At 33.3% G+C, this 16287-nt stretch carries 13 protein-coding genes; 10 read left to right on the top strand and 3 right to left on the bottom strand.

The features are described 5' to 3' along the window. Positions 1 to 4 precede the first annotated feature (4 nt). The gene (locus tag M0M57_RS00375; protein ID WP_248434344.1) at positions 5 to 550 is read right to left on the bottom strand and encodes a hypothetical protein; all 546 of its coding nucleotides are present in this window, start codon (positions 548 to 550) and stop codon (positions 5 to 7) included. 612 nt (positions 551 to 1162) lie between these two features. Between M0M57_RS00375 and M0M57_RS00370 the strand changes: the two genes are divergently transcribed. From M0M57_RS00370 to M0M57_RS00355, 4 genes are all read left to right on the top strand, one after another. Beyond that, complete coding sequence (locus M0M57_RS00370; RefSeq protein WP_248434342.1) at positions 1163 to 1654, top strand: SixA phosphatase family protein; 492 nt, start codon at positions 1163 to 1165, stop codon at positions 1652 to 1654. Beyond that, positions 1647 to 3770 carry a polyphosphate kinase 1 gene (gene ppk1 / locus M0M57_RS00365; RefSeq protein ID WP_248434340.1) on the top strand — a complete coding sequence of 708 codons (2124 nt, stop codon included), beginning with the start codon at positions 1647 to 1649 and terminating at the stop codon, positions 3768 to 3770. Before M0M57_RS00370 ends, ppk1 begins: the two co-directional genes overlap by 8 nt. Before the next feature lie 19 nt (positions 3771 to 3789). Further along, positions 3790 to 4680: a Ppx/GppA phosphatase family protein gene (locus M0M57_RS00360; protein WP_248434338.1), complete on the top strand. Its 891-nt coding sequence runs from the start codon at positions 3790 to 3792 to the stop codon at positions 4678 to 4680. Positions 4681 to 5032: 352 nt separating this feature from the next. Further along, entirely contained in the window at positions 5033 to 6007 is a 975-nt protein-coding gene (locus M0M57_RS00355; RefSeq protein WP_248434336.1) for an IS110 family RNA-guided transposase, read from the top strand. Between the two features lie 194 nt (positions 6008 to 6201). On the opposite strand, the gene M0M57_RS00350 is transcribed toward M0M57_RS00355, so the two are convergent. Both M0M57_RS00350 and dnaX read right to left on the bottom strand, forming a co-directional pair. After that, complete coding sequence (locus tag M0M57_RS00350) at positions 6202 to 6783, bottom strand: DNA polymerase III subunit gamma/tau (protein ID WP_248434334.1); 582 nt, start codon at positions 6781 to 6783, stop codon at positions 6202 to 6204. Positions 6784 to 6839: 56 nt separating this feature from the next. Continuing rightward, positions 6840 to 7925, bottom strand: coding sequence for a DNA polymerase III subunit gamma/tau (gene dnaX, locus M0M57_RS00345; protein ID WP_248434332.1), 1086 nt, complete (start codon positions 7923 to 7925; stop codon positions 6840 to 6842). A 606-nt stretch (positions 7926 to 8531) separates the two neighbouring features. Between dnaX and M0M57_RS00340 the strand changes: the two genes are divergently transcribed. The 6 genes from M0M57_RS00340 (at position 8532) to M0M57_RS00315 (ending at position 16265) form a co-directional block, all read left to right on the top strand. Beyond that, a complete protein-coding gene (locus M0M57_RS00340; RefSeq protein ID WP_248434330.1) occupies positions 8532 to 8909 on the top strand; it encodes a GreA/GreB family elongation factor in 378 nt (125 codons plus the stop codon). 420 nt (positions 8910 to 9329) lie between these two features. Further along, complete coding sequence (typA, locus tag M0M57_RS00335; RefSeq protein WP_248434328.1) at positions 9330 to 11126, top strand: translational GTPase TypA; 1797 nt, start codon at positions 9330 to 9332, stop codon at positions 11124 to 11126. A 197-nt stretch (positions 11127 to 11323) separates the two neighbouring features. Further along, a complete protein-coding gene (recR, locus tag M0M57_RS00330) occupies positions 11324 to 11944 on the top strand; it encodes a recombination mediator RecR (RefSeq protein WP_248434326.1) in 621 nt (206 codons plus the stop codon). A gap of 64 nt (positions 11945 to 12008) precedes the next feature. Further along, positions 12009 to 12800 carry a polysaccharide biosynthesis/export family protein gene (locus M0M57_RS00325; RefSeq protein ID WP_248434324.1) on the top strand — a complete coding sequence of 264 codons (792 nt, stop codon included), beginning with the start codon at positions 12009 to 12011 and terminating at the stop codon, positions 12798 to 12800. Between the two features lie 10 nt (positions 12801 to 12810). Next, positions 12811 to 15279: an exopolysaccharide transport family protein gene (locus M0M57_RS00320; RefSeq protein ID WP_248434322.1), complete on the top strand. Its 2469-nt coding sequence runs from the start codon at positions 12811 to 12813 to the stop codon at positions 15277 to 15279. After that, positions 15279 to 16265, top strand: a complete 987-nt coding sequence (locus M0M57_RS00315) for an SDR family oxidoreductase (protein WP_248434320.1) — start codon at positions 15279 to 15281, stop codon at positions 16263 to 16265. Before M0M57_RS00320 ends, M0M57_RS00315 begins: the two co-directional genes overlap by 1 nt. Positions 16266 to 16287 lie beyond the last annotated feature (22 nt).

The raw sequence follows: 16287 nt of genomic DNA, 5'->3' as shown, positions 1-16287 counted from the left end.
ACTGTTAAGATGGTTTTTCAACTGAATATAAAATGGTATATCCAGTTTTATCGGTTTTAATCAAATTATTGAGCATATCTACCGTACAGTCGAAACTTACTGTTAGATAAATTACTTTGATCGTTGGATAGTTTGAAAATATTGATAAATCAATCGGGGTAGAAAGTTCTTCTTTCTTATTGATTTTTATAGTTACTAATTCAACTTGGCTCATGTCTAAATTCAAGTCTCTTACCTTTGAAATTGACTTTGCATCAACAAACAATACTTTAGCAGGTTTGCCGTATGTGTTTACCGAACCATTGTTTACATAAATTGACGGATGAAGATCCTTTATCAATGATTTCACAGAAATTGTTTTGGCAATGCTTCTTGATTCAGACATTGATTCTCTTTTCAAATATTCGTTAACTTCAATAATTTTGAAATCTTGCGAAAAACCTAAAAAGGGAAGAAGTAATGAAATCATTACAATCAATACCAAAGAGCTTTTGCTTTTTTTGGTTTTAGCTTGATTTCCCATAATTTTAATTTTAAATTTTGAATTCATGATTTTTGACATTTTGGGTTAAGTTTTTTTATTTTACTATTTGGTTGATTTGGGAGATAAAATTTGAGAGACTTTTACAGTTTACTCATTTATCGGACGGCTAATCTATATACTATATGAAATTTTTGTTCATTTCGTCTGTAACTAACCTAAAAAATCGATAAGTAACACTCAAAATGTAGTTTGTGGAGTTTTTTATCGACGAGTAACCTCTCTTTTTTCTTATGTTTTTCATAAATTTGGACACCTTTATGCGTTAATTTATTCTTAAATTCTCGTCGAATGTATAAAGTTGTTTTCATAAAAAAAAATATTTTATCGATAAAATGCGTTTTTTTATCGATAAAAGGAGTTAAAATATAATTATAGTAAGAAATTAATTATAAATCATATTATTAACAATCGTTGTTGATAACTCATTTCAAACAAATGTGTTACTCAAACACTTAATTTTAGATTTATAACAAATAAATAATCAAATGTTATTTATAAAACAATTATCATGTCTTATAGTATATTGTGAAATAATGTTTCGAATATGTTGTATTTTATAAAAAAAATAGTCTTAAATTGTAATGAAATTTTCAATGAAGTCTCATTAAATTTAGTATAATGAAAAATTTAATTTTAATCAGGCATGCAAAATCCAGTTGGGATGCACCTGTTCACGATAAAGAAAGAGTTTTGGCACAACGAGGTGTTCGTGATGCACATTTGGTAGCTCAAAATATTACCAATTTTCTCCCAAAAGCAAATTTAATTTGGAGTAGCACTGCTAAAAGAGCCTCTGAAACAGCAATTATCTTTGCTCAAATTCAATCATGGCCAATAGAAAGTATACTTTTTAAAGACGATTTATACACTTTTGATGCTTCCAAACTCGAAAAAGCAATTAAATCATGTGATAATAGTTATGAAAATGTTATTCTTTTCGGTCATAATGAGGCAATCACAGAATTTGTTAATAAATTTGGAGATATTTTTATAGACAATGTACCCACTGCCGGATTTGTATCCATCTCTTTTGATGTAACAAGTTGGTCGGATTTAGGCAAAGGGAAAACCAATAAAATTCTTTTTCCAAGAGATTTAAAATATGATTAAAGCAATAGAATACCGTTATGTTGATAGAGAAAAAAGTTGGTTATGTTTTAATGCAAGAGTGCTTCAAGAAGCCGCAGATCCAACTGTTCCATTACTAGATAGATTACGCTTTTTAGGAATTTTTTCGAATAATTTAGATGAATTTTTCCGTGTTCGCTTTGCGGCAATCAGACGATTATCGCTTTCCGGACAAACCGGAGAGAAATATTTTGGTGGAATTTCGTCTCAACAATTGCTAAAAGATATTACCGACGTTGTGATTAAACAACAATCGGAAAGTTTACGCATTCTGAATATTATCGAAAAAGAACTCGAAAAAGAAGGCGTTTTTATCATCAACGAAAAAGAAATTTCCAAAGAACAAGAAAACTATATCCGCGATTTTTTTATCCAAAAAGTAAGTCCGGCTTTAGTAACAATTATCTTAAATGACTTGGCAGAATTTCCGTTGTTGCGAGACACTTCGGGTTATTTAGCCGTTAAACTAGTCATGAAAAACGAATCTGAAGAAAAATCATCTTTCTTAGGATTCAAAAAAGCTAAAAAAGACATTCGCTATGCGGTTGTAGAAATTCCAAAAACAGTTAACCGATTTGTTGTACTGCCTTCCAATGGCGAAAAACAATATATCATTTTGTTGGATGATGTGATTCGTTATAACTTAAAAAGCATTTTTAATATTTTTGAGTACGAAAGTGTTTCGGCTCACATGATAAAAATTACCCGTGATGCTCAGCTGGAAATTGACAGCGACATTAGTAAAAGTTTTGCCGAAAAAATTTCCGAGAGTGTTCGCGACAGAAGAATTGGTGAACCGGTTCGATTTGTCTATGATCAATCGATAGATAAAGATACGCTGAAGTTTTTCTTAGAAAAAATGAACATCGATTCAACCGATAGCATCATTCCCGGAGGAAGATACCACAACCGTCGTGACTACATGGATTTTCCAAACTTGGGTCGTTACGATTTATTATACCAACCAAAAACTCCACTTCCTGTTGATGGATTAGGTTTGGAAGGAAGCATCATCAAAAAAATCAGCGAAAAAGATTATTTGGTCAACGCACCGTATCAATCATTTTCCTATTTAATTAAGTTTCTTCGTGAAGCGGCTCTTGATCCAAAAGTGGTTAGTATAAAAATTACATTATACCGATTGGCTAAAAATTCTCAAATTATTAGTTCATTGATTAATGCTGCCAAAAACGGAAAAAAAGTAACCGTTCAAATTGAATTGCAAGCTCGTTTTGACGAAGCCAGCAATATTTCGTATGCAGAACAAATGCAAACCGAAGGAATTAACTTAATTTTTGGTGTAAAAGGATTGAAAGTTCACAGTAAAATTTGTGTTATTGATCGATTTGAAGATAAAAAAATAAAACGTTACGGATTCATTTCAACCGGAAATTTCAACGAATCAACTGCAAAAGTCTACACCGATGTTACTTTGTTTACAAGCCATCAGCAGATTTTAAAAGATGCCGATAAAGTATTTGATTTCTTTGAAGTCAATTACCGTGTACATCGCTACAAACATTTGGTTGTTTCGCCGCATTATACCCGAAATAAAATGTATAAACTCATTGATCGAGAAATTATGCATGCTCTTTCAGGAAAAGAAACATATATTAAGTTGAAGATGAATAGTTTATCAGATACACGAATGATTGATAAATTATATGATGCAAGTAGAGCAGGAGTGAAGATTCAATTAATTATCCGTGGAATTTGTTGCTTGATTCCGGGTGTGAAGGGAATGAGCGAAAACATCGAAGCCATTAGTATTGTTGATAATTTTCTGGAACATTCCCGAATTTTTATCTTTGGAAATCACGGCAAACCGGAAGTTTTTATTTCTTCTGCCGATTTCATGACCCGAAATATTGATGCCAGAGTAGAAGTAACCTGTCCGATTTATGATGAAAATATCAAATTAGAACTCATCGAAAGTTTTGATGTGGGTTGGAATGGAAATGTAAAAGCACGTTATCATTCTGAAAAATTAGACAATAAATACCGTGTTCGAAAAGAAAACGACCGTGTTTTCAGAGCACAAATTGAAACCTATAATTACTACCGAAATCAATTGGAAGTAATTACAGAAAAATTATAACCCCAAATTTAAATAAGTAATGATTAACATAAAAAGATACGCTGCAATCGATATTGGTTCCAATGCCATGCGATTATTGGTGTCTAATATCGTAGAGCAAGACGGAAAAGATACGCAGTTTAACAAAAGTTCGTTGGTTCGTGTGCCCATTCGTTTGGGACAAGATGTTTTTACGGTTGGCGAAATATCCGATGAAAATATCGAACGAATGATTGATGCGATGAAAGCCTTCAAACTATTAATGAAAGTGCACAAAGTGGAACGTTACAAAGCCTGTGCAACGTCAGCCATGCGTGAAGCCGACAATAATAGTGATGTGGTTGAAATTATTCTGAAAGAAGCCGATATTCAAATTGATATTATTGATGGGAAAAAAGAAGCAGCCATTATCGCTTCTTCCGATTTAAAAGAATACATCGCTACCGATAAAACTTATTTATATGTTGATGTGGGTGGTGGTAGCACCGAATTCTCCTTATTTTCCAACGGAAAAATCATTGCTTCCAAATCATTCAAAAACGGAACCGTTCGTATGTTGAATAATATGGTCAACGAAATTGTTTGGGTGGAAATTGAAAAATGGATCCGCCTCAATACCGCTCCTTTTGAAGATGTCACGATGATTGGATCAGGTGGAAACATCAACAAGCTTTTCAAAATGACCGGAAAACAACAAGACAAACCGCTAACCTATTTAAGTCTGAATGCTCAATATGCGATGTTGAACAAAATGACCTACGACCAACGCATCTCTGAATTAGCCTTAAACCCCGATCGTGCCGACGTAATCATTCCCGCCACAAAAATCTACTTAAACGCAATGAAGTGGAGTGGAGCCCGGCATCTTTACGTTCCCAAAATCGGACTTTCAGACGGAATTGTGAAGGCGATGTATTATGGGAGGATTTAATTAAAATAGAATTTTTAAAGTTTAAGATTTCTCATCATACTTCCTTATAGAATTGAAAAATATACTGTGTCATTTCGACGATAGGAGAAATCACATATCGTGAGCATATTATGTGATTTCTCCTATCGTCCTTTAGATTTGTTTTTAGAAAAAATCAATAAATTTATGATTGAGAAAGGAAGCAAAAGTACACTATTCCTGCGTCAGAGTTAATTACTCATATTTCGATTAAGACTTTAGCTTCCCTTTTCATCAAAGACTCAAATAGAAATTAGGGAACCAGACCCATTATTAAGGAGTTGAGCTTATGATGAATTTCTCAAATCACTTGTTTAACGTTAAAAGCAAAGTTATGAAAAACATTATTATTGGCATTGACATCAGTAAGAAGACTTTAGACATTTGTATCAAAGATGAAAAAGTTTCCTATTTTACTATTGAAAACAAAGTACAGAGTATTAAGCGTTTTTTTAAAATTTATTCTACTAGCTATCCTATTGTAGCTATGGAAAATACGGGTAAATATAATTGGAATTTGTTGCAGGTCTTGGAATCTCACAACTTTAAAGTTTATATCATATCACCCTTACACTTAAAGAAGAGTATGGGCCTTACAAGAGGAAAAAATGACAAGGTTGATGCACTTCGAATTTGTAATTTTATCGAGAAGAACCATCAAGAAATTACACAATGGAAACCTTCATCCTTGACAATCAGAAAAATTAAAGTACTGCTTACAGAAAGAGCAGCAAGAATAAAAATGAGAAAACAATTGACGAGCCAGCAGGATGACTACAAACTGATGAAAGGAATTAATATGGACAAGGAATTGCTGAAATTAAATTTGCAACTTGTTAAGAGTATTGATATTCAAATTAAAAACATAGAAAAAAGTATAGAAGAAGTTATCTCTAGTGAATCAGATTTAAAAAATAATTATCAATTGATGAAGTCTGTTCCTGGTGTAGGTAAAGTGCTCTCGTGGATTATTTTGGCAAAAACGGAAGGGTTTACAACTATAACAGATCCAAGGAAAATGGCCTGTTATAGCGGAGTTGTTCCTTTTGATTTTCAGTCAGGCACATCAATAAAGCGAAGATCCGGAGTGTCAAGGCTTGCTGATAAAACAGTTAAAAGTGTCTTGCATCTAGGAGCGATGAGTGCTATTAGGAATGATAATGACTTAAGAAATTATTATCTTCGAAAAGTAGAAGAAGGTAAAAATAAAATGAGCGTTAGAAATGCAGTTAGAAACAAAATAATACATAGGGTTTTTGCAGTAATTAAAAACCAAATTCCTTATCAAAAAAATTTGGTTTTATCATAGAAATCGAAATGACACAATCAAGAAATCTAATTAATTAAAACCACCAATCTACCACTCATAAATCCGTTCAAATCCGCTTTTGCAAAGCAAATCAAAAAAAATCCGTGCCAATCTGTTCAATCCGTCTGATCCGTGTTCCATTAAAAGTGTATTTAGTTCACTCTAATTGCCACATTGACAAATCGCCACATTAACTAAACATCCAAATCAAACGTCTTCCTCAATAACTCCAAATTCGGATTAATTTCATTCAACCGATTAAATTTATCCTGCGGAGTAAAAGCCCGTTTGTTCTCCATCTTTTCATTCACAACCAACTCAATTTCAATGTCGTGGTTATGAAGCATTCCACGCAAATATCCTAAAACCTCGTTCTTAGTTCGTTCAAATTCCAATCGCGTTCCTTCGTTGGGTAGTTCGTGTGTGATTTTATATCCGTTTAATTTTGGGTCGTTGATTAACATCAGCGAATGCATAATCATTTGCCCTTTTTCCTCTAATTTCAACGCAAATTTGTTCCATTGCAACAACATATCCGTTTCGTTAAAAGGCTCGGTTGGGTATTGAATTGCTTCTTTAGTAACCAATTTTTGAGCTTCCGCTAACTCTTTTTTCTGTTTAATACTCGCCAACGAAAAAGCAGAAACCTTTGGTTCGCCATTAGAAATAATTGGAATATCAATTTTGGGTTTTATAGTTTCTTCCACAACAGGTTCGTTGGAAGAAGGAGTTTCCACTTTCGGAGTTTCTTTCGGCACATTCGGAACCACTTCCACAGAAGCAGTCGATACTTCAATAGAGCCTAATTTTCCAAGAAAATGAAAGGGTGGAATTATATAGCCGTTAACTTTTTTTTTTCTCCATCAAAAGTGATAGAGCCCAATTGCATCAAACAAAGTTCAATGAGTAAACGTTGGTTCTGACTGACTTTGAACTTCAAATCGGTATCATTTGCCAATTCAATTGCTTTCAACAAAAACTCCTGACTGCATTTTTGAGCCTGAATGCCATACAACTTCTGAGCTTGTTCACCGGCTTCCAATAAAACTAAAGTCGCAGGATTTTTACAAACCAATAAATCCCTAAAGTGCGAAGCCAAGCCTTGAATAAAATGATGAGCATCAAAACCACGAGCCAAAATATCGTTAAATGCCATCAATAATTCCGGTAATTTATTTTCCAGAATTAAATCGGTTACATTAATATAGGATTCATAATCCAACACATTTAAATTTTCTGTAACCGCCTGACGAGTCAAATTATTTCCGCAATAGGAAACCACTCTGTCAAAAATCGATAACGCATCACGCATCGCACCATCTGCTTTTTGAGCAATAATGTGCAACGCATCGTCTTCAAATTGAATACCTTGACTTTCGGCAACATACGCCAAATGCTCTTTGGCATCTTTCACCGTAATCCGTTTAAAATCAAAAATCTGACAACGCGACAAGATGGTCGGAATAATTTTGTGCTTTTCGGTCGTAGCCAAAATAAATATGGCGTGTTTTGGTGGTTCTTCCAACGTTTTCAAAAATGCATTGAAAGCCGCAGACGAAAGCATGTGCACCTCGTCAATAATATACACCTTATATTGTCCGGTTTGTGGCGGTATGCGAACTTGGTCAATCAAATTCCGAATATCATCCACCGAATTGTTGGAAGCCGCATCCAATTCAAACACATTAAACGCAAAATCCTCATTCGGATCATCATAACCGGGTTGGTTAATCTTTCGTGCCAAAATTCTCGCACAAGTTGTTTTTCCCACCCCACGAGGTCCGGTAAAAAGCAAAGCCTGAGCTAAATGATTGTTTTCGATGGCATTAAGCAATGTGTTCGTAATAGCCTGCTGACCCACCACGTCAATAAACGTCTGGGGTCTGTATTTTCGGGCTGATACAACAAATTGTTCCATGAAAAAAGTTTGGATGACAAATATAAAATATAATTGTTGATTGGCAAGGGGAGGAGGGAAATTTGTCGGTTGTTTGTTGTTGGTTGTCTGTTGTTGGTTGTGTGTTGTCGGGTTTCCGCAATTTTGTCATTCCGAAGAATGAGGGCACGAGCGATAGCGAACTGGCAAAGCAATCTCTATAATCTGCTGTAGTGTACTGAAATAATTATACAGATGACACGTCATAAAATAACTATAGTATAAGCCCATATACCACTGCAAATTTGTTAATCCATTAATAATCCCTATCTTTGCAACCTACAAAAACAAATAAATAATGACCATTTCAAACTTTTATTTATCTAATAACAGATTGATACGACTAGTTGGTTCGTTATTCTATTTGCATGATGACGCGTTTCTACAAAGTTCCAAAGAATTTATTACTTCTGCCCTGTAAGGACTCCATACAGGGACACCTCTATGCAAAGTAATTATATTTTTTAAATTTTCAATTTTCATATAGCAATCAGGATAGCATTAAATCATGACGATATAATTTTATGTCGCACGATTTAATGGGAGTCTTTTACTCTGACTTTATGTAATTGAGCATTATAGTCTATTATGTCACAAAGAATAATTTTAACAACAGGAATTTACGATTTAATTAAAGATCACGTACGAAGAAAAAGAGTAACACTTCAAGAAGAAGAAATACTTTTAAGAGAATTGAAAACCGCTTCACAAGTTTTAAGAAGAGATTTGCCTAAAGATGTCGTTACCGTTAATAAACTCGTTACCTACAAAGACCATCAAACAAACCAAGACAAAACCGTAACGTTTGTCGGACCAACCAGAGCCAAGCAAAGTAAGAACAAAATTTCAATTCTATCCGATGAAGGAATAGCCATTGTTGGACACAAAGAAGGAGACATCATTGAATGGCCAGCTCGAAAAGGAGATTTGAAATTAGAAATTGTAAAGGTTGAAGATCTTGCTTAAATAATAAAGCCTCTGAATAGGGGCTTTTTTTGTTTTTTTCGGGAGAAGTGTTTTGGTTCTTAGAATGGTTGCTTCCCACAAACTTGTCATTCTGAAGAAGGAAGAATCTCTATAATCCTCACCCCAACCCATCTCCAAAGAAGAGGGGAGACAGGGCGTTGAATTGACTGCTAATTTAGTGGTTATGAATCTGTTTCCATCCCTTTTCGCTCAGCGAACCAAAGAAATCTGCGTAAATCCGTTCCATCCGTGTTCCATTAAGCAATGTGTCAATGAGCCAATGTGTCGATGAATCAACCAACAACAGACAACAGACAACAGACAACCCTCCGTTACCCTAACGTTAAATCTCTCAATGTTTTAACTAAAAATTTTTTATGTTGAAATAATGTGTACCTTTGCACCCTGAAAAAATAACAGATGGAATCAATTAGAAACATTGCAATTATTGCCCACGTTGACCACGGTAAAACTACTTTGGTTGACAAAATTATGTATCACTGTCAGCTTTTTCGTGAAAACGAAAACACCGGTGATTTAATCTTAGACAACAACGATTTAGAACGTGAACGTGGAATCACCATCACTTCTAAAAATGTTTCTGTAGTATATAAAGGTACAAAAATCAACATTATAGACACTCCTGGTCACGCCGATTTTGGTGGTGAAGTAGAGCGTGTATTGAATATGGCAGACGGTGTTTGCTTGTTAGTAGATGCTTTTGAAGGACCAATGCCACAAACGCGTTTTGTATTGCAAAAAGCAATCGATTTAGGTCTAAAGCCGTGTGTGGTTATCAATAAAGTAGATAAAGAAAACTGTACTCCGGAAGAAGTGCACGAAAAAGTATTCGACTTAATGTTCGAATTAGGAGCGACCGAAGAGCAGTTGGATTTTCCAACCGTTTATGGTTCTGCTAAAAACAACTGGATGAGTGATGATTTCAGAAATCAAACGGAAAACATCGAGCCGTTGTTGGATATGGTAATTGAGCACGTTCCAGCTCCTAAAGTATCAGAAGGAACACCACAAATGCTAATTACTTCTTTAGATTTCTCTTCATTTACCGGTCGTATTGCGATTGGTCGTTTAGAAAGAGGTGTTTTAAAAGAAGGAATGCCAATATCTTTAGTAAAAAGAGATGGAAAAGTAATTAAATCCAGAATTAAAGAAATACACACTTTTGAAGGTCTTGGACGTAAAAAAGTAACCGAAGTTATTGCCGGAGATATTTGTGCCATCATCGGAATTGAAGGATTTGAAATTGGTGATACTATTGCCGATTTTGAAAATCCGGAAGCGTTGCAAACTATCGCAATCGATGAGCCTACCATGAGTATGTTGTTTACAATTAATGACTCTCCTTTCTTTGGAAAAGAAGGTAAGTTTGTAACTTCTCGTCATATTAGAGATCGTTTAACAAAAGAATTAGAGAAAAACTTAGCGATGAAGTTAGGTGAAACTGATTCAGCTGATAAATTTATGGTTTTTGGTCGTGGCGTACTTCACTTATCTGTTCTCATTGAAACCATGAGAAGAGAAGGGTATGAGTTGCAAATTGGTCAACCACAAGTTATCATCAAAGAAATTGATGGTCAAAAATGTGAGCCGATTGAAGAATTAACCATCGATTTACCGGAAAGTCTTTCAGGTAGAGCGGTTGAGTTTGTTACTTTGCGTAAAGGTGAAATGCTTTCTATGGAGACCAAAGGTGAACGTATGATTGTAAAATTCAATATTCCATCACGTGGAATTATTGGATTGCGTAACCAATTGTTAACCGCTACAGCAGGAGAAGCCATTATGGCTCACCGTTTCATTGGCTATGAACCATACAAAGGAGAAATTGCCGGACGTAACAAAGGTTCGTTAATTTCTATGGAAAAAGGAAAAGCGATTCCTTACTCAATTGATAAATTGCAAGATCGTGGTAAGTTTTTTGTTGAACCAAATACCGAAATTTACGAAGGTCAGGTAATTGGAGAAAATTCTCGTGGTGATGATATGAGTATAAACGTAACCAAAGAGAAAAAACTATCTAACGTTCGTTCATCAGGAAATGATGATAAAGCAAGAATTATTCCACCGATTATTTTCTCATTAGAAGAGGCGTTAGAATACATTCAAAAAGATGAATATGTTGAGGTTACACCAAAATCTATTCGTTTAAGAAAAATTTATTTGACAGAAAACGATAGAAAACGTTTTAAAATATAATTAATTTGAATCCCGATGAAAATCGGGATTTTTTTATGTTTATTTTAGCCACGAATTGCACGAATTTACACGAATTAATTAGTGTAAATTCGTGTAATTTGTGGCTTTAAATGAATTTTTATAGCAATCCTACGTTATTTAAAAACTTTCGGCTGAATTGTTAAAGCAATACGATTGAAAAATGTATTTTTGTTGCAATGGAATTTTCTTCAAAATTATTGGAAAAAGCAGTGAACGAAATGGCACAATTACCCGGAATAGGTAAGCGTACAGCACTTCGTTTAGTATTGCATTTATTGAAACAACCCAAAGAGCAAACTCAATTTTTGACAGAATCGTTACAAATGATGCGAAATGATGTGAAGTATTGCAAAAGTTGCCATAATATTTCCGATGTTGAACTCTGTGAGATTTGTGCCAACGAGAAACGAAATCACCAAATTATTTGTGTCGTAGAAGATATTCGGGATGTAATGGCGATTGAAAACACAGGTCAATTTAAAGGTGTTTATCATGTTTTGGGAGGAAAGATTTCTCCGATTGATGGAGTAGGGCCAAGCCAATTGAACATATCAACTTTGGTTGAAAAAGTGAGTTCAGGAAAAGTGGCTGAAGTTATCTTTGCGTTAAGTTCTACAATGGAAGGTGATACGACAAACTTCTACATTTACAGACAAGTTCAACAGTATGAAATCAAGACTTCTACCATTGCGAGAGGAATTTCGGTGGGTGATGAATTAGAGTATGCAGATGAAATTACGTTAGGAAGAAGTATTTTAAATCGAATTCCATTTGAGAACACCATGAAAAGCAATTAATTATGGGGCAACTTATTTTTATATTCTAATGGAAAAACTATATTTGTTGGCTAAAAATTTTAAAATGAATAAAAACCATATATTTCTCTTACTTTTACTTGTCATTTTCACTGCATCATGCGTGCCTAACAAAGAATTGAAATATCTGCAGGATAACAAAAACAGCAATGATACTTTAATCATGAGCGAAATTGTTAAAAAACCTTATAGAATTCAGAGTAATGATGTTCTGGTAATTAATATTAAAACAATAGATGCAGAACTAACTGAAATGTTCAGAGTTTCTGAAGGAAACAGAAATATTGTAAATGAACAAATTTTGTTTTTTGAAGGTTTTAATGTCGATGATCATGGTAACATCCGTATTCCTATTTTAGGTGAAGTAAAAGTTTTAGGTAACACTACAGAAGAAGTAAGGATAAATATTGAGAAACGATTATTAGAAGAATATTTTAATGCAGAAGCGAGTTTATTTGTAACAGTAAAATTAGCCGGAATTCGCTATACCATAAACGGTGAAGTTAGAAGTCCGGGTACAAATATAATTTATAATGACCGAGCAACTATCATGGATGCCATCTCTAATTCGGGTGATATAACGATGACCGGTGATCGAAAAAACGTAGTTATTGTTCGTCAATATCCACATGGTGTTGAAATGCATACTATAAATTTGCTTGATAAAAAGGCTTTAGAATCGCCTTATTATTATATACAACCGAATGATTTTATTTTAATAAACCCTTTAAAACAAAAATCTTGGGGAACGGGAACAACCGGTATTCAATCGTTGTCTACTATCATTTCTGCTTTATCACTTGTTACGTCAATTATAATTTTATCATCTCGATTATAATTTTAAGTTTATGCTTGAATCTAAAGATTTTACACTTTTTGAAAATCAAATAAAATTTGATTTAAAAGGTTTTATTATAAAAACAGCCGGGTATTGGAAATGGTTTCTTGTGAGTTGGATAGTTGCCTTTGTAATTGCTTATAATGTAAATATAAGAAAAGAGAAAATTTATGAATTACAGACAACAATTGCAGTAAAGGAGGAAAGAAATCCTTTTTTTACTACCAACACTAGTTTAGTATTCAATTGGGGAGGATCATCAGACCAAGTTCAAAGTTTATCATCAACGCTAAAGTCTAGATCGCATAATGAATTGGTTGTTAGCAAGTTGGATTTCTTTATTGATTACTTAAAAGAAGATAAATACTATTTAAAGGACATGTATGGTTTAGTTCCTTTTAAAGTTGTTCTAGATAAATCTAAACCTCAATTACTAAAGTCATTAATTAGTATAAAATTTGTTTCGGAAAATGAATATGATTTGTCGGTGAATTTTGAAGAAGACTATTCAGAAACATTCATTTATGATACTAATTCATTATCAAAAAAGGGAGTAAATACAGGAGTTTTTACAAAGAGGTTTAAAATTGATCAAGCTACAAACTTACCTTTTTTAAATTTTCAATTAGAAAAAGTAGAGTATTTTGGAAATTATATTGGTCAAGAGTTTTTTATAAAGTTTAATACATTTGATGCAACCGTTTCAAAATATAGAAACATAAAAACAGGAATAGATAAAGACGCTTCATCATTAATAAACTTAAGCTTACAAGGAACAAATAAAAATAGATTAGTAACCTATTTAAATGAAACAGTAAAAACCATTATAAAAGTTCAACTTGAAAAGAAAAATCAATTTGCTACAAACACAATTGCCTTTATAGACAGTACTTTAATGGCAATGGAGAGTAAGTTAAAAGAAAATGAAAGCGAATTAAAAACCTTTAGTAAGAATAAAAATTATTATCAAATTAATACGGGTGGCAGTCAAATTTCTAACAAGATTTTAAACTTTGAAGTTGAAAAAGACGGTATAGTTAGAAAAATAGCCTACTACAATTCATTAAAAAACTATCTTGTAAGTAGTGTAGATTTTTCAAAATTACCAGCTCCGTCTGTAGCAGGAATTGATGATCCGAACATAGCTCAAAATGTTTCTAAAATTATTACTTTATCAACAGAAAGAGCTCAAAAACCATACTTGGTTAAAAATCCAAAATTGTTTAAAGATTTTGATGTTCAAATAGATGCATTAAAAAGTGTTTTATTAGAAAATATCAGTACTGCAAAAACTTCTGCAGAATATGACTTGTCTGTAATTAATTCAAAATTAAATCAGGCAGAATCGGAAATAAGCAAATTGCCCGAAGATGAACAAGAAATTTTAAAGATTACTAGAAAATATGATTTAAATAATGCCATCTTTACAAACTTCCTAAGTAAAAGAAACGAAGCAAACATTGTAAAGGCTGCCAATTTAGCTGATGTTCACTTTATAGACCCTGCAAAGGATATTGGTGATGGACAAATCGGACCAAATACAAAAGTGAATTATGTACTAGCCTTTTTCTTAGGGTTATTTATACCCTTGCTAGCTGTTTTCATTATTTTCTTTTTAGAAAATACAATTTTGAATGCCGAAGATATCAGTAAATTAACAACTATTCCAATTATAGGAATCATCGGAATTAAGCATACCAAGTCAAATTTGGCAGTATTTGAAAAACAAAAATCATCTCTTTCAGAATCATTTAGAGCTATTCGTTCTTCACTTCAATTTATGTATAAAAAAAATAAAATTGAGGGAGCAAAAACATTAATGCTCACTTCTTCAATTAGTGGTGAAGGGAAGACTTTTTGTTCGATTAATATTGCAACTGTTTTTGCTTTAAGTGAGAAAAAAACAATAATTGTTGGTTTAGATTTAAGAAAGCCTAAAATTTTTGATGACTTTAAAATTAAAAATGACATTGGAGTTGTTAACCATTTAATCGGTCAAAAATCATTAGATGAAGTGATTCAAAATACACATATTCCTTTTCTAGATGTAATTACTTCAGGACCAATTCCCCCAAATCCTTCAGAGTTGTTGATTGGAGAAACAATGGACAAGTTTATTAGCGATCTAAAAGAGCGTTATGATTATATTATATTAGACACACCTCCTGTTGGCTTGGTTGCCGACGCAATTGAATTAGCTGTTTATGCAGATTTGACTTTGTACATTGTTCGTCAAAATTATACCAAAAAGGAGATGATTAACCTCTTAAACAATAGAATTCAACGAGAGGAATTAAAAAATGTTAGTATCGTTTTTAATGGATTTGAAAATAGAGCAAAATATGGAACGGGTTATGGTCAAGGATATGGTTATGGCTATGGCTATGGTTACGTATATGGTAATTATTCAAATGGATACGGAGAAGAAGAAAAACCCACAAGTTTAAAAGAAAAAATACAAAAAAAATTCAAACGATAATGACAAGTTCTCAAGACAAGTTTACTATTTTAATTACAGGCGGAGCAGGCTTTATTGGCTCTAATTTATGTGAACATTTTTTAACCAAAGGTCATAACGTTGTTTGCCTTGATAATTTTGCTACAGGCCATCGTTCTAACATTGAACCATTTTTTAAAAACTCTAATTTTACATTGTTTGAAGGAGATATTCGCAATTTGGAGACTTGTCAACAAGCCGTGAAAAATGTTGATTATGTGTTGCATCAAGCTGCACTTGGTTCAGTACCCCGTTCAATCAAAGATCCAATAACTTCCAATGATGTTAACGTTTCAGGTTTTTTAAACATGTTAGTTGCATCAAGAGATGCAGGTGTGAAGAGATTTATATATGCCGCCAGTTCATCAACATACGGAGATTCGGAGTCTTTGCCAAAAGTTGAAGAAATAATTGGCAAGCCATTATCTCCCTATGCCATTACCAAATATGTAAACGAGCTGTATGCTGAAATATTTGGTAGAACATATGGAATGGAAACGATCGGATTACGTTATTTTAACGTTTTTGGTAGAAGACAAGACCCAAATGGTGCTTATGCCGCTGTAATTCCAAAATTTGTCTTGCAATTAATGAAGCATGAAAGTCCAGTTATTAATGGAGATGGACTTTATTCCAGAGATTTTACGTATATTGACAACGTGGTTCAAATGAATGAATTGGCCATTATGACTACTAATAAAGAGTCGGTTAACACTGTTTTTAACACAGCCTACGGCGATAGAACCACTTTGAATCAAATGGTAAATTTGTTGAAAGGATATTTATCAAGTTATGATAAAGCCATTGCAGACGTACCGATAATCTATGGTCCTAAAAGAGTAGGCGATATACCTCATTCATTAGCAAGCGTTGAAAAAGCAAAGCGATTATTAGACTATCAACCAAAATTTTCTTTTGATCAAGGTTTAAAAGAAGCAGTAGATTGGTATTGGAATAATTTAAAGTAAAAAAACATAAATAATATTATAA

Origin of the sequence: Flavobacterium azooxidireducens (genome assembly GCF_023195775.1) — a bacterium.
Classification (GTDB): domain Bacteria; phylum Bacteroidota; class Bacteroidia; order Flavobacteriales; family Flavobacteriaceae; genus Flavobacterium; species Flavobacterium azooxidireducens.
The sequence above is the reverse complement of the archived record's forward strand: the minus strand, read 5'-3'. Positions and strand labels throughout refer to the sequence as shown.

Coding starts and splice junctions, on each gene's coding strand:
- M0M57_RS00355 (WP_248434336.1), top strand. CDS start 5,033: ATGAAAAACATTATTATTGGCATTGACATCAGTAAGAAGACTTTAGAC.
- M0M57_RS00370 (WP_248434342.1), top strand. CDS start 1,163: ATGAAAAATTTAATTTTAATCAGGCATGCAAAATCCAGTTGGGATGCA.
- ppk1 (WP_248434340.1), top strand. CDS start 1,647: ATGATTAAAGCAATAGAATACCGTTATGTTGATAGAGAAAAAAGTTGG.
- dnaX (WP_248434332.1), bottom strand. CDS start 7,925: ATGGAACAATTTGTTGTATCAGCCCGAAAATACAGACCCCAGACGTTT.
- M0M57_RS00360 (WP_248434338.1), top strand. CDS start 3,790: ATGATTAACATAAAAAGATACGCTGCAATCGATATTGGTTCCAATGCC.
- M0M57_RS00375 (WP_248434344.1), bottom strand. CDS start 550: ATGAATTCAAAATTTAAAATTAAAATTATGGGAAATCAAGCTAAAACC.
- M0M57_RS00315 (WP_248434320.1), top strand. CDS start 15,279: ATGACAAGTTCTCAAGACAAGTTTACTATTTTAATTACAGGCGGAGCA.
- M0M57_RS00320 (WP_248434322.1), top strand. CDS start 12,811: ATGCTTGAATCTAAAGATTTTACACTTTTTGAAAATCAAATAAAATTT.
- recR (WP_248434326.1), top strand. CDS start 11,324: ATGGAATTTTCTTCAAAATTATTGGAAAAAGCAGTGAACGAAATGGCA.
- M0M57_RS00340 (WP_248434330.1), top strand. CDS start 8,532: ATGTCACAAAGAATAATTTTAACAACAGGAATTTACGATTTAATTAAA.
- typA (WP_248434328.1), top strand. CDS start 9,330: ATGGAATCAATTAGAAACATTGCAATTATTGCCCACGTTGACCACGGT.
- M0M57_RS00325 (WP_248434324.1), top strand. CDS start 12,009: ATGAATAAAAACCATATATTTCTCTTACTTTTACTTGTCATTTTCACT.